The sequence below is a fragment of the Tsukamurella paurometabola genome (assembly GCF_900631615.1).
Taxonomy (GTDB): Bacteria; Actinomycetota; Actinomycetes; order Mycobacteriales; family Mycobacteriaceae; genus Tsukamurella; species Tsukamurella paurometabola_A.
The window spans coordinates 4,644,213-4,656,843 of sequence record NZ_LR131273.1 but is presented as its reverse complement, the minus strand read 5'-3'; the positions used below and the strand labels follow the sequence as shown (position 1 = coordinate 4,656,843).

The 12,631-nt window shown below is 71.2% G+C and carries 12 protein-coding genes and 1 pseudogene; 8 read left to right on the top strand and 5 right to left on the bottom strand.

All coding sequences use genetic code 11. The annotated features are described in order from the left end of the window. Positions 1-25: 25 nt before the first annotated feature. Positions 26-532 carry a DUF4188 domain-containing protein gene (locus ELY19_RS23170; RefSeq protein WP_197715956.1) on the top strand — a complete coding sequence of 169 codons (507 nt, stop codon included), beginning with the start codon at positions 26-28 and terminating at the stop codon, positions 530-532. Between the two features lie 30 nt (positions 533-562). Here ELY19_RS23170 and ELY19_RS23165 read toward each other — a convergent pair whose 3' ends face one another. Both ELY19_RS23165 and ELY19_RS23160 read right to left on the bottom strand, forming a co-directional pair. Then, complete coding sequence (locus ELY19_RS23165; RefSeq protein WP_126198593.1) at positions 563-2,161, bottom strand: glycoside hydrolase family 13 protein; 1,599 nt, start codon at positions 2,159-2,161, stop codon at positions 563-565. A 10-nt stretch (positions 2,162-2,171) separates the two neighbouring features. Further along, the gene (locus ELY19_RS23160) at positions 2,172-2,585 is read right to left on the bottom strand and encodes a globin (protein ID WP_374101472.1); all 414 of its coding nucleotides are present in this window, start codon (positions 2,583-2,585) and stop codon (positions 2,172-2,174) included. A gap of 70 nt (positions 2,586-2,655) precedes the next feature. Here ELY19_RS23160 and ELY19_RS23155 point away from each other — a divergent pair, with 70 nt between their 5' ends. The 4 genes from ELY19_RS23155 to ELY19_RS23140 all read left to right on the top strand — a co-directional run bounded on the left by ELY19_RS23155 (position 2,656) and on the right by ELY19_RS23140 (position 6,009). Further along, positions 2,656-4,473: a PAS domain-containing protein gene (locus ELY19_RS23155; protein WP_126198591.1), complete on the top strand. Its 1,818-nt coding sequence runs from the start codon at positions 2,656-2,658 to the stop codon at positions 4,471-4,473. Positions 4,474-4,623: 150 nt separating this feature from the next. Continuing rightward, positions 4,624-5,214, top strand: coding sequence for an HNH endonuclease (locus tag ELY19_RS23150; protein ID WP_126198590.1), 591 nt, complete (start codon positions 4,624-4,626; stop codon positions 5,212-5,214). A 68-nt stretch (positions 5,215-5,282) separates the two neighbouring features. Then, a complete protein-coding gene (ctaJ, locus tag ELY19_RS23145) occupies positions 5,283-5,540 on the top strand; it encodes an aa3-type cytochrome oxidase subunit CtaJ (RefSeq protein WP_126198589.1) in 258 nt (85 codons plus the stop codon). After that, positions 5,527-6,009 (top strand): DUF5130 domain-containing protein, encoded by a 483-nt coding sequence (locus tag ELY19_RS23140; RefSeq protein WP_126198588.1) that lies wholly within the window; start codon positions 5,527-5,529, stop codon positions 6,007-6,009. Before ctaJ ends, ELY19_RS23140 begins: the two co-directional genes overlap by 14 nt. Positions 6,010-6,083: 74 nt before the next feature. Here the strand turns inward: ELY19_RS23140 and ELY19_RS23135 are convergent, their stop codons facing one another. Further along, entirely contained in the window at positions 6,084-6,407 is a 324-nt protein-coding gene (locus ELY19_RS23135; protein WP_227967069.1) for a YchJ family protein, read from the bottom strand. A 96-nt stretch (positions 6,408-6,503) separates the two neighbouring features. On the opposite strand from ELY19_RS23135, the gene ELY19_RS23130 reads away from it, so the two are divergent. Next, positions 6,504-6,965, top strand: coding sequence for a nuclear transport factor 2 family protein (locus tag ELY19_RS23130; RefSeq protein ID WP_164711686.1), 462 nt, complete (start codon positions 6,504-6,506; stop codon positions 6,963-6,965). Positions 6,966-7,034: 69 nt separating this feature from the next. Here the strand turns inward: ELY19_RS23130 and pepN are convergent, their stop codons facing one another. Further along, positions 7,035-9,602 (bottom strand): aminopeptidase N, encoded by a 2,568-nt coding sequence (gene pepN, locus ELY19_RS23125; protein WP_126198586.1) that lies wholly within the window; start codon positions 9,600-9,602, stop codon positions 7,035-7,037. A 172-nt stretch (positions 9,603-9,774) separates the two neighbouring features. Between pepN and ELY19_RS23120 the strand changes: the two genes are divergently transcribed. Continuing rightward, complete coding sequence (locus ELY19_RS23120) at positions 9,775-10,404, top strand: mycothiol-dependent nitroreductase Rv2466c family protein (protein WP_227967068.1); 630 nt, start codon at positions 9,775-9,777, stop codon at positions 10,402-10,404. Positions 10,405-10,705: 301 nt separating this feature from the next. On the opposite strand, the pseudogene ELY19_RS23960 reads toward ELY19_RS23120, so the two are convergent. Further along, a pseudogene (locus tag ELY19_RS23960) lies at positions 10,706-11,611 on the bottom strand (M48 family metallopeptidase); the annotation flags it as partial. A 521-nt stretch (positions 11,612-12,132) separates the two neighbouring features. Between ELY19_RS23960 and ELY19_RS23110 the strand changes: the two are divergent. Next, a complete protein-coding gene (locus tag ELY19_RS23110; RefSeq protein WP_126198584.1) occupies positions 12,133-12,615 on the top strand; it encodes a ribose-5-phosphate isomerase in 483 nt (160 codons plus the stop codon). Positions 12,616-12,631 lie beyond the last annotated feature (16 nt).

Below are 12,631 nucleotides of genomic sequence, written 5' to 3'. Positions count from 1 at the left end.
ATATGGGTAGTGGCACTATCCAACTGTGGCCCGGCAGGGAGACCTCATGAACCACGATCTGCAGACCGATACCCACGAGGGTGACCTGGTGGTGTTCCTGCTGGGCATGCGCCCACGCCGCACCTGGCGGCTGGGACAGGCCGCGTTCGTCGGCCGCTCGCTGCGGCGCATGCAGTCCGAGATCGAGCGGGACCGAGCGCGCGGCGGCGCGCTCGGCTACCTCGGCGGGTTCCGGGCGATCGCGCCCGGCGGGCCGCTCCTGGTGCAGTACTGGCGCAGCTTCGAGGAACTCGAGCGGTACTCACACTCCACCGACTTCGCGCACCGTCCGGCCTGGCTGCGGTTCTATCGGATGGCTCACGCGCAGGGGCGCTCCACCGTCGGGATCTGGCACGAGACCTACCGGGTCCCGGCGGGCTCGCACGAATCGATCTACGCCGACCTGTCGGCGCCCGTCGGGCTGGCCGCGGCCGTCGGCGCCCAGCCGCTGGCCAAGCGCGGCCGCACCTCCCGCGAGCGCATCGGAGCCTGAGGCCCCGCCCGGACGACGGGCCGCCCGCGCTCAGGTCAGCCAGCAGGCGGCGTTCGGCGGGAGCAGACCGTCGACCAGCGGGGCGCTCGTGAGGATCACCTCGTCGCCCGGCAGTTCGACGGGGCGGTCCGAGGCGTTGAGCACGCAGATCAGGCGGCCGACGGTGCGCCGGAAGGCGAGGACGCCCGCGCGGGGGGAGCCGTACCACTCGATGGCGTCGCCCCGGAACTCCGGGCGCATCCGCCGCAGCTCGATCGCGGTGCGATAGAGCGTCAGCGTGGAGTCGAGGTCCTCGAGCTCGGCCTCCGCCGTGAGGCTCGCCCAGTCGTCGGGCATGGGCAGCCAGGTGTCGGAGGTCGTGGAGAAGCCGTACGGGGGCTCGGTGCCCTGCCACGGCAGCGGCACCCGGCAACCGTCGCGGCCGCGCTCGGTGTGCCCGGACCGCTTCCACATCGGGTCCTGGAGCGCCTCGTCGGGCAGCTCCACGTTCGGCAGGCCCAGCTCGGATCCGTTGTAGAGGAAGACGGTGCCGGGCAGCGCGAGCTCGACCAGGATCATGGCCCGCGCGCGGGCGGTGCCCAGCGCGCCGCCGCCGTAGCGGGTCACCTCGCGCGGCACGTCGTGGTTGGAGAGCGTCCACGTCGGGGTGCCGTTGACCGACTCGACCGCGATCAGGGAGTTGTCGATCGCCTCGCGGATCTCGCGCGCGTCCCACTCGGCCTCCGCGAGCCGGAAGTTGAAGCCGAGATGCAGCTCATCGGGCCGGATGTACTCGGCGAACCGGTCGTTGTCCTTCACCCAGATCTCGCCGACGGTCACCCGGCCGGGGAACTCGTCCATCACCTGGCGGATGCGCCGGTGGATCGCGTGCACGCCCGGATCGTTGAAGCGCAGGTCGTTCTCGTCGTTGTCCATGATCTGGTTGTTCACCAGGTCCATGTCGGGCAGTCCGGCCGGCTTGGCCATGCCGTGCGCCACGTCGATGCGGAAACCGTCCACGCCCCGGGCCAGCCAGAACCGCAGGGTGGCCGCGAGATCCTGGAAGACCTCCTCGTTCAGCCAGTTCAGGTCGGGCTGCTCGGGCGCGAAGATGTGCAGGTACCACTGACCCGGGCGGCCGTCGGCCTCGGTGACGCGGTGCCACGCCGGCCCCCCGAAGATGCTGGGCCAGTTGTTGGGCGGCTCGTCGCCGTTCGGCCCGCGGCCGTCGCGGAAGACGTACCGGTCGCGTTCGGGACTGCCCGGACCCGCGGCGAGCGCCGCCCGGAACCACGGATGCTGGTCGGAGGTGTGATTCGGCACCAGGTCCATGGTCACGCGCATGCGATGGGCGTGGGCGGCGGCGATCAGCTCGTCCATGTCCGCCACGCTGCCGAACAGCGGGTCGATGTCGCGCGGGTCGGACACGTCGTAGCCGTGGTCGGCCATGGGGGAGCGCATCACCGGCGAGAGCCACAACGCGTCGACCCCGAGCAGCTCGAGGTACCCCAGGCGGTCGATCACACCACGCAGATCACCGACCCCGTCGCCGTTCGAATCCGAGAACGACCGGGGGTAGATCTGGTAGAAGATCGCGTCCTTCCACCACGGGGCCTCGGCGTAGTGGGGCGTGTGGGCGGGTGGCGTCATCTCACTCCTGTCAAGCGCCCATGGGGGTGTTCACGAGCATCTGTGCGGCCATCTCACAGTAGGCCCTGAGCTGCTGTTTGCGATCGGGGCTCATCCGCGCGTCGTCGATCGAGGCGATCGCCACATCCATGCACCGCAGCCACGCGTCGCGCTCGATCTCGGTGATGCGGAACGGCACGTGCCGCATCCGCAGCCGCGGGTGTCCGCGCTGTTCGGAATAGGTGCGCGGCCCGCCCCAGTACTGCTCGAAGAACATCCTCAGCCGCACCTCCGCCGGGCCGAGGTCCTCCTCCGGGTACAGGGGGCGCAGCAGCTCGTCGCGCGCGACCTCCTGGTAGAAGCGGTGGATCAGTTCCGCGAACGTGTCCGCGCCGCCGACGGCGTCGTAGAAGCTCTGCTGGTCCGGCGTGCTCACGTCCTCCAGTCTTGCACGGAGCCCCACGCGTCCCGTCCGTGGTTCGTGGTACGCCCGGCGGCGCATTAGTGTCGGGTCGGTGAGCAGGGATTCGAGCGGGGACGACGGTGCCGACGCCGCGCTCCTGCGCGAGCGCGTCGCGTCCCTGACGGCCGAGCTCGAGGAGGCGCGCCGCACCCTGCCGATGTTCCGGGCCATCGCGGAGGCCGCGACCGACCTGATCTACGTGAAGGACCTCGCGGGCCGCTACCTGTTCGTCAACGACGCCGTCGCCCGCCTCTACGACCTGCGCGTGGACGACTTCGTCGGCCACGACGACCGACAGCTGTTCGACGCCGCGGCCGCGGCCCAACTGCGGGAGACGGACCGGCAGATCATGCGCAGCGGGGTGGCGCAGGAACTCGAGGAGTCGACGACCGTCGACGGGCTCGCCCGCACGTTCCTGTCCCGGAAGTCCCCGTACCGCGACGAGAGCGGCGACGTCGTCGGGCTGATCGGCGTGTCCCGCGACATCACCGACACCCGCAGCACCGCGGAGGAGGTCGCCCGGTTGCGCGCGCTGCAGGCCGCCGCGACGGCCGCGGCGAACGCCGACCCGGCCGCCGCGGCCGACAACGCCACCTTCCGCACCTTCCAGGCCATCGCGGACGCGACGCCCGACTCCGTCTACGTCAAGGACCGCCAGGGGCGCTTCGTGTTCCTCAACCGCGCGGCGGTGCGGGTGCTGCAGGCGACCGAACTCCCGATCGGGGAGGTGCTCGGGAGCACCGACGACGACTTCCTCGACGCCGGCGCGGCCGCCCGGATCATGGACACCGACCGCGAGGTCATGGCGACGGGCATCGCGCAGGAGGTCGACGAGACCGCGTTCGTCGACGGTCGCTCGCGGACGGTCCGCTCACTCAAGGCGCCGTACCGCGACGAGTCCGGCCGGGTGATCGGCCTCGTCGGGATCTCGCGCGACGTGACGGCGACCCGGCAGATGGAAGCCCGCCTGCTGCGCGCCGAGGCGCGCTGGCAGTTCGCGCTCGACACCGTCGGGGAGGGCATCTGGGACTGGGACATCGCCTCCCGGGAGGTCTACTACTCGCCGCGCTGGAAGAGCATGCTCGGCTACGCGGACGACGAGATCGGGGACACCACCCTCGAATGGGAGCGCCGCGTGCACCCCGACGATCTCGAGTCCGCGCTGCGCGCCATGAACCGGCACATGCGCGGTGAGACGGCGGAGTACCACTGCGAGCACCGGATCCGGACCAGGTCGGGCGACTACCTGTGGGTGCGCGGCCGGGGCCGCGTCATCGAGCGCGCCGACGACGGGACGATCGTGCGGATCATCGGGAGTCAGACCGACGTCACGGCCGAGGTCATCGAGCGGCGCGCACTGCGGGAAGCGGCTCAGGAACTGGAACGGCTCGCCGAGATCGACGAGCTCACGGGGATCGCGAACCGGCGCGGCTTCGGCCGCGCGCTGGAGACGGCGCTGCGCGACGCGGCCGAGACGGGGGAGGCGGTACACCTGGCCCTCATCGACGTCGACGGGTTCAAGACCTACAACGACACCCACGGTCACGTCGTCGGGGATCACGTCCTGCGCGAGTTGGCGGCGGTGATCGCGCGCATCCCGTCCCGCTCCGGCGAGGTCGCCGCGCGGTACGGCGGCGACGAGCTCGCCCTGCTCCTCGTGGGCGACGTCGATCTCACCGCGGTCCTCGAACGCGCCCGGCGCGACATCCTCGCGCTCGGTCTCGCCCCGAACGGGCTCCCGGTGTCCGTCAGCGTCGGCGGCGTCTCGGCGACGGCCGCGACCACCGCGCCGGGCCTGCTGCTGCACGAGGCGGACCGTCGCCTGTACCGGGCGAAGGCGGAGGGCCGGAACCGGGTCGTGGCCGGATAGGTCACTTCGCGTTCACCCGCTATCCGCCGATTCGCCTCGGGAAATGCGCGGAAATCACCGTGCGGATCGCCGCTCGTCGTGGTGCACTACTAGAGGCGACGACGACCCCGGGCAGCCCGGGCGGGGTCGGTGAGACGGTGAGGAGTGTCGATGAAGCGAACGCACGCCGCGGCTGGCGCCGCGACCACCGCGCTCGCCGGCGACTCCCGTTCCGGTGGTGCCGTGTGGGGCAAGCGCAGGGTGCTCCTGCTCAACGCCACCTACGAGCCGCTGACCGCGATCTCGATGCGGAGGGCGATAGTCCTCATGCTCAGGGATAGGGCCGATGTGGTCCACGACGATCCGAACGGTCCGCTGGTGCATTCAGCGGACCGTTCGCTGTCTGTGCCGTCGGTGATCCGGCTGCGCACCTACGTGCGGGTCCCGTACCGGGCGCAGGTGCCGATGACGCGGGCCGCGCTGATGCACCGCGACCGGTTCCGGTGCGGCTACTGCGGGGGCAAGGCCGACACGATCGATCACGTCCTGCCGCGGTCCCGCGGGGGGAGCCACGGGTGGGAGAACTGTGTCGCGTGCTGCGCCTCCTGCAACCACCGCAAGGCCGACCGGCTGCTGTCCGAAATCGGCTGGACGCTGCGCACCGAGCCGCGGGCGCCGCAGGGGCGGCACTGGCGGCTGCTCTCCACGCTCAAGGAGGTCGACCCGATGTGGAGTCGGTATCTCGACCTCGATGCGGCATAGGCTAAGTTGTTCTCTGACCGACCGAGCGCGCCGTCGGGGCGTACGCACTGACAGGAAAGGGGCCCACAGTGAGCTTGCTCAACATCGTCGGCGGGATCACCATCGTCGCGACGATCGTCGTCGTCGTCCTGTGTGTCATCTCGATGGCCACCGGCCGCAACGAGAAGTACCAGCAGCCGGGCGAGTACAAGCTCGGTGAGCCGTGGACCCGTGAGCCCATGCTGTTCAGCGCGGTCGACGAGGCTCCCGTGGGCCCGCACGGCGCGCACCACGGCGACCATGACAACGAGAACCTGATCGGGGGTGCCGCTCGTGGCAAGTGGTGATCACACGCAGACCGTCGCCGTTCCGCAGGGCGAGCTGCCCATCGGCACGGCCATCACGTCGAGCGGCCGCATCTCGGCCGCGCGGCAGGCGACCGACAGCCCGGCGAACCCGCCGTTCACGCGTGAGGAGCTGATCGGCCTCGATGAGGCGCTGATCCGCGCGACGCGCGACGCGAACGCCCGCTTCTCCGTCTACATCGGCGACCTGGGCGACGACGTGCACGCCGGTGCCGAGGCGGTGCTGCGCCAGGCTCCCGAGCCCGAGTACGCGGCGCTCATCGCGGTGTCGCCGAACACCCGCGACATCGTCGTGCTCACCGGCAGTGCGGTCGCCGATCGTCTCGGCGACAAGGTCGCCCAGCTCGGTGTCACCGCCGCGATCCCGCCGTTCCAGGCCGGCGACCTCATCGACGGCCTGATCGCCGCGCTGCGCGTCATGGCCTCGGCCGTGAAGCCGCCGACGGCGTAGACGCTCCCACCGACGAGCCCACCGGATCCGTTCCGGTGGGCTCGTCGCGTTCCGCGCCGCGCTCGACGCATCCCCTACTGCGGGAAGTCCCCGTCGACGTAGAACCAGCGGCCGCCCTCCCGGACGAAACGCGACCGCTCGTGCAGCACGCCGTGCGCGCCGTCCGCGACGTAGGTCGCGCGGAACTCCACGATCCCGGCGTCGTCGCCGGACGTACCCGCCACGGTGTCGACGATCTGCAGGCCCCGCCACCGCACGTCCTCGTCCAGCGTCAGTTCGGTGGGGCGGGTACTCGGGTGCCAGGAGGCGAGGAGCCAGGCCGCGTCGCCGTCGCGGAACGCGGCGAAGCGCGAGCGCATCAGCTCCTCGGCGGTCTCGGGGATGTGGTGCGCGTCCATACGTGCAGCGTACGGCGACGGGTATCACGTTGTGCGCGGCGCCGCATCGTGTTGTGATCGAATCGAAGTATTGAAGTTTCAATGATTGGACACGGCATGAACGTCACCCGCACGATCCGCAACGCCGTCGCCACGGTGCTCACCGTCGGCGCGCTGGTGATGGGCGCCGCCGCCCAGGTGAGCGCGGCACCGTCGACCCCGAGGGATGTCGTGCGGGCCTTCTACACCGAGGGCTTCGTGCAGCGCGACATCGCCGGCGCGGCGCAGCGGTACATCGGCGACCACTACATCCAGCACAATCCCGGGGTCGCCGACGGTCGTGACGCCTTCGTCCGGGCTCTCGGCCCCGTGGTCAAGGACCCGAAGTACAGCACGTCCATCGTGCGGATCGTCGCGGACGGCGACATCGTCGTGGTGTACGCGAAGGCCGTCTACGACGGCAAGGCACAGGCCGTGGCGGACATCTTCCGGGTCGCGAACGGCAAGATCGTCGAGCACTGGGACGTGATCCAGGACGATCCGGGCAAGACGGTCAGCGGACACCCGTTCATCAGCTGATCGGCGCCGCGAGCGCGCCCCACGTCGACGGCCCCTGGATCGGAGGATCCCGGGGCCGTCGACGTCGCATCAGGCGCGGTCGAAGGCGCGCGCCGCGAGCGAGCGGACGATCCCGGCGCGTCCCTCGAGGACGAGGCGGCGCAGCGCGGACGGGTGCTCGCCCGCGAGCCAGGCGTCGGCGGCCGCCACCGCCTCGTCGGAGATGTCCCACGACGGGTACAGGCCCACGACCACCGTCTGCGCGACCTCGGAGGAGCGGCGCCCCCACACCTCGTCGATCGACGCGAAGTAGCGCGCCGTGAACGGCGCCAGCAGCTCGGCCTGGCCCGGCGCGACGATGCCCGCGGCGATGGAGCGGGTCAGCGTGTTCGACAGCGAGTCGTCGCCGAAGACCTTCTCCCAGGCCTCCTCCTTGACCCGGATGTCCGGGCGGGCGGCCAGTGCCGCGGCGGCGGACCGTTCACCGGCGGCGGTCGGGTCGCGCAGCACCTCGGCGTCGATCTCCTCGGTGCCCGCGGCCCCGGCGCGGGCCAGCGCGGTCAGGAGGCGCCAGCGCAGATCCGTGTCGACGGTGAGCCCGTCGAGCCCGACGGACGCGGGCTCGGCACCGTCGTACAGCGCCTGCAGCACCTCGACCTCGGAACGCCCCAGCGCGGAGGCGGCCAGCGCGTTGACGAAGGCGAGCTGGAAGTCCGAGCCGGCCTCGGCCTCGCGGGCGAGTCGCAGCAGGCCCGAGGCCAGCCGCGCGCGGCCCTCGGCGGCGGCCCACGCGGGGTCGGCGTACGACTCGACGGCCGTCTGCGCCTGCAGCACGACGCGCTGCACCACGCCCACCTCGGTCTCGGCGCCGATGCCGCCGAGCACCAGCTCGACGAAGTCGCGGGCCTTCATCTCGGCCTGGCGCGTCATCTCCCACGCGGCGGACCAGCCGAGGGTGCGCGGCAGCGAATCGGCGATGTCGGCGATCCGGTTCGTCACCGTTGCCAGCGACACCGGGTCGAGCCGCACCGAGCAGTAGGTGAGGTCGTCGTCGTTGATGAGCACCAGGTCGCCGCGGTGCACGCCCACCAGCTCGGGCACGTCCGTGCGCTCGCCGGCGACGTCGAGCTCGACCCGCTGGGAGCGCACCAGCTTGCCGTTCTCGTCGGAGTACACGCCGACGGCCAGGCGGTGCGTGCGCAGCTCGCCCGCGCCGGGCTGGGCGCCCTCCTGGACGATGGTGAACCGGGTGAAGGCGCCGGTCTCGTCGACCTCGAAATCCGGCCGCAGGATGTTGATGCCGGTGGTCTTGAGCCACTGGGCGCCCCAGTCCGACAGGTCGCGTCCGGAGGACGCCTCCAGTGCCCGGAGCAGGTCGTCGAACGTGGCGTTGCCGAACTTGTGCTCCACGAAGTAGGTGCGCAGGCCGGCGAGGAAGGGCTCCAGTCCGACGTACGCGACGAGCTGCTTGAGCACGGACGCGCCCTTGGCGTAGGTGATGCCGTCGAAGTTGACCTCCACCGCCTGCAGGTCCGGGATGTCCGCCGCGACGGGGTGCGTCGACGGGAGCTGGTCCTGCCGGTACGCCCACGACTTCTCGACGTTCGCGAACGTGGTCCACGCCGAGGTGTACTCGGTGGCCTCCGCCTGGCTGAGCACGGACGCGAAGGTCGCGAACGACTCGTTCAGCCAGAGGTCGTCCCACCAGCGCATCGTCACCAGGTCGCCGAACCACATGTGCGCCATCTCGTGCAGCACCGTCTCGCAGCGCCGCTCGTACAGGTAGCGCGTGACCTTCGACCGGAACACGTAGTCCTCGAGGAAGGTGACCGCGCCCGCGTTCTCCATCGCGCCCGCGTTGAACTCCGGCACGAACAACTGGTCGTACTTACCGAAGGCGTAGGGAATGCCGAAGTTCTTGTGGTAGAAGCCGAATCCCTGCTTGGTCTCGGTGAACAGCCGGTCGGCGTCCATGTGTTCGGCGAGGCTCGCGCGGCAGAACAGGCGCAGGTCGATGGTGCCGTGCTCGTCGGTGTAGGCGTCGGTCCACACGGCGTACGGGCCGGCGATGAGCGCGACGAGGTAGGTCGACATCGGCTCCGTCGTCACGAAGGTCCAGCGGTGCGCGCCGGTCGGCAGCGGTTCGCGGCCCGCCTCGGCGCCGCCCGTCACCACGGTCCAGGCCGACGGTGCCGTGACCGTCACGTCGAAGACGGCCTTGAGGTCGGGCTGGTCGAAGCACGCGAACATCCGCTTGGCGTCGGCGGTCTCGAACTGCGAGTACAGGTACACGGCCCCGTCGGTGGGGTCGACGAACCGGTGCAGGCCCTCGCCGGTGTTGGAGTAGAAGAACCGCCCGGAGACCACCAGCTCGTTCTCGGCCGCGAGGCCGTGCAGGGCGAGCCCGCCCTCCTCCGTGTAGCCGGAGGTGTCGACGGGCCGCCCGTTGAGCGTGGCCGTGATGCCGCTGGCGATGAGGTCGATGAAGGTCTCCGCGCCCGGCGTCGCCGTGAAGGTGATCGTCGTGGTCGACCCGAAGGTCTTCTCGCCGGGCGCATCCGCCCCGTCGGTGAGATCGAGGTCGATCGCGTAGCCGGAGACGGAGACGGTCGCGGCGCGCTCGGCGGCCTGGACCCGGGTGAGATTGGGCGCGGACAAAGGGGACGCTCCTTCGTGACTCGGCGGACAACGGAACCGGGAGGCCGGCTCGACCCGTCCCACAATGCCACCCGGGGCACTCGCGTGCCCGCGCGGGAAGCAGATCGGCGTGCACGGTGTTGCACGGGGGAGCAGGATCGAGACCGTGACCGTCCCACGAGCAGGAGCCGAAGTGACCGAAACCGCCCCGTCCACCGCCAAGGATCACGTCGAATTCTGGTTCGACCCGCTGTGCCCGTGGTGTTGGATCACCTCGCGCTGGATCCTCGAGGTCGAGAAGGTGCGCGACATCGACGTGCAGTTCCACGTCATGAGCCTCGCCGTGCTCAACGAGGGCCGCGAGGACCTGCCGGAGATCTACCAGGAGCTGATGAAGACGGCGTGGGGCCCGGTGCGCGTGCTCATCGCCGCCGCCCAGCGCCACGGCGACGAGGTGCTGCCGAAGCTGTACACGGCGATGGGCACCCGGATCCACAACGAGCAGAACAAGGACCTCGCCGTCGTGATCGCCGAGTCGCTCGCCGACACCGGCCTCGAATCCGACCTCGCGGCCGCCGCCAACAGCACCGACTTCGACGCGGCGCTGCGAGCCAGCCACCACGCCGGTATGGACAAGGTGGGCGACGACGTGGGCACCCCGACCATCCACGTCAACGGCACCGCCTTCTTCGGCCCCGTACTCTCCCGGATTCCCCGCGGGGACGACGCCGGCCGCGTGTGGGACGGCGCAGTCCTCCTCGCGAGCTACCCGCATTTCTTCGAGCTCAAGCGCAGCCGTCATGAGGAGCCCGCCTTCGACTGAGCACGTGCCCCGTCCTCGAACTCAGCGCAGCCGCCATGAGGAGCCCGCCTTCGACTGAGCACGCGCCGGACAGCGAACGACGAACCCCGCCGCACCGGTACCGGTGCGGCGGGGTTCGTCGTCGAGGCTAGGAGCCGGAGGAACCGCTGGGCGGGTTCCCGGCCTGCCCGGTCTCTCCGTCCTTGCCCTGCGTGTCCTGCGCCCCGGCGTCGCCCTGCGAGCGTTGCCACTGCGCGAAGTAGCCGCCCTCCGGGTACGGCAGGTGCTGCGTCGGCTGGTCCGGCTGCCCCTGCGCGGGACCGTACGGGCCCGCCGGGACGTGATGCCCGTGCCCGGGGCCGACGGGGGCCGGCGCCGCCTGCCCGGGGGCGGGCGCCAGCACCTCCTGACGGGTGTAGGTGGGCACCGGGCCGGCGGGCACGACGGCACCGCCGCCGACCCCGCGCGTCGGGCCGCTGGGGGCGAACCACAGCGATCCGGCCTTGGTGCGGTTGCGCAGCGCGGCAGCGCGCCAGGTGAGGACGGGGTGCGAGGACAGGAGATTCACCAGCCAGGTGAAGAAGCCCTTGTCGGTGGATGCGCGGTCGGCCAGCTGGTCGAAGTCGACCTCCTTGCCGAGGTACTTGCCCGCACCGAGGACGCCCATGCCGCCGGGGATGCCGGCGGGCTGGTTGAAGTAGCCGTAGTTGTCGGCGGTGTACTCCTGCGAGCGGGACAGCGCCGCGCCGATCACGGGGAGGTACCCCATCGCGAAGGAGCCGACCTGCCGCCAGTAGGACACGTGGCCGGCGGCGATGTGACCGACCTCGTGGCCGATGATGTAGGCCAGCGCGTCGGGGTCGCGGGCCTCGCCACCGATCTCGAACAGGTCGCTGTAGACCACCACGAAACGGCGGAAGCCGTGGCCCGAGGCGAAGGCGTTGATCTGGCCGTTGCCGAGCACCACGAAGGCGTCGGGGACCTCGCGCAGGCCGTACCGGGCCGCCGCCTCGCGCACCATCCGGTAGCCCTCGGGGAACTGGGTGGGCGTCATCTGCACGCCCGTGACCCGGGGCGATGCCCAGTTGATGCCTCGGCCCAGCCACAGGACGATCGGGACCACCAGCGCCAGCAGCAGGTACTCGTTGATCACGCCGACGGCCGCGAGCAGCAGCGCACCGCCGTAGATCAAGAGGGTCACCAGGATCACGATCACCAGCAGCGGGATCTCCCAGGGGTGGCGCCGCGGCGCGCCGGCGTAGGCCGGCGGTTGCGCGACCGGGGCCGCGGGGCCGGCCGGACCACCGGGGAAGTGCCCGCCCGGGAAGTGGGGGCCGGGGAAGTGCCCGGAGCCGAACTGCGGCCCGTCGGCGTGCGCCACGGGCGCGTTCAGGCCCGCGGTGACCGACGGGTCGTGCGCACCGAGCTCCGGCAGCGCGTGGTGGCCGCCCGCCGCGTGCCGGTCGGTCGGGAAATCGGCCGCGGGGATGGCGGAGGTCGCCGCATCGGACTGCGCCGGTGCCGCGGCCCCGGCGGTCTCCTCGGGCTGCACGACGGGGAAGAAGCCCGTGCTCGGCATCGTCGTTTCGTCCGGCTCGGCGCTGAAGGCCCCGCTGCGGGCGGACGCTGTGGGGGAGGAGTCGCCCTGTGGCTCCCGGCCCGGTGTCTGCTCGGTGCTGTCATCCATGCCATCGAATGTAGGCTGTGCCGCCTTCAGATGCTCGCGCGGCGCGTGCAAGACTTGTCCTCATGCGCGTTTACCTCGGCGGCGACCACGCCGGTTTCGAACTGAAGTCCCAGATCATCGAGCACCTGACGGCTGCCGGCCACGAGGTCGTGGACTGCGGCGCCCACACCTACGACGCCCTCGACGACTACCCGGCGTTCTGCATCGATGCCGCAACCCGCGTCGTCGCGGACCCCGGCAGCCTCGGCATCGTGCTCGGCGGCAGCGGCAACGGCGAGCAGATCGCCGCCAACAAGGTGCCCGGCGCCCGGTGCGCCCTCGCGTGGAGCGTCGAGACCGCCAAGCTGGCCCGTGAGCACAACAACGCCCAGTTGATCGGCATCGGCGGCCGCATGCACAGCAAGGAGGAGGCGCTCGCGATCGTCGACGCCTTCCTCGCGCAGCCGTGGTCGGAGGAGCCGCGCCACCAGCGCCGCATCGACATCCTGTCGGAGTACGAGCGCACGGGCGTCGCGCCCGCCGTTCCGGGCGCCCCCGAGGCCTGACCCGGCCCGGACCGCA

What these genes read in the sequence shown, in the direction of transcription:
- ELY19_RS23165 (WP_126198593.1), bottom strand. Translation starts at nt 2,161, where the DNA reads ATGACGCCACCCGCCCACACGCCCCACTACGCCGAGGCCCCGTGGTGG.
- ELY19_RS23150 (WP_126198590.1), top strand. Translation starts at nt 4,624, where the DNA reads ATGAAGCGAACGCACGCCGCGGCTGGCGCCGCGACCACCGCGCTCGCC.
- ELY19_RS23135 (WP_227967069.1), bottom strand. Translation starts at nt 6,407, where the DNA reads ATGGACGCGCACCACATCCCCGAGACCGCCGAGGAGCTGATGCGCTCG.
- ELY19_RS23130 (WP_164711686.1), top strand. Translation starts at nt 6,504, where the DNA reads ATGAACGTCACCCGCACGATCCGCAACGCCGTCGCCACGGTGCTCACC.
- ELY19_RS23110 (WP_126198584.1), top strand. Translation starts at nt 12,133, where the DNA reads ATGCGCGTTTACCTCGGCGGCGACCACGCCGGTTTCGAACTGAAGTCC.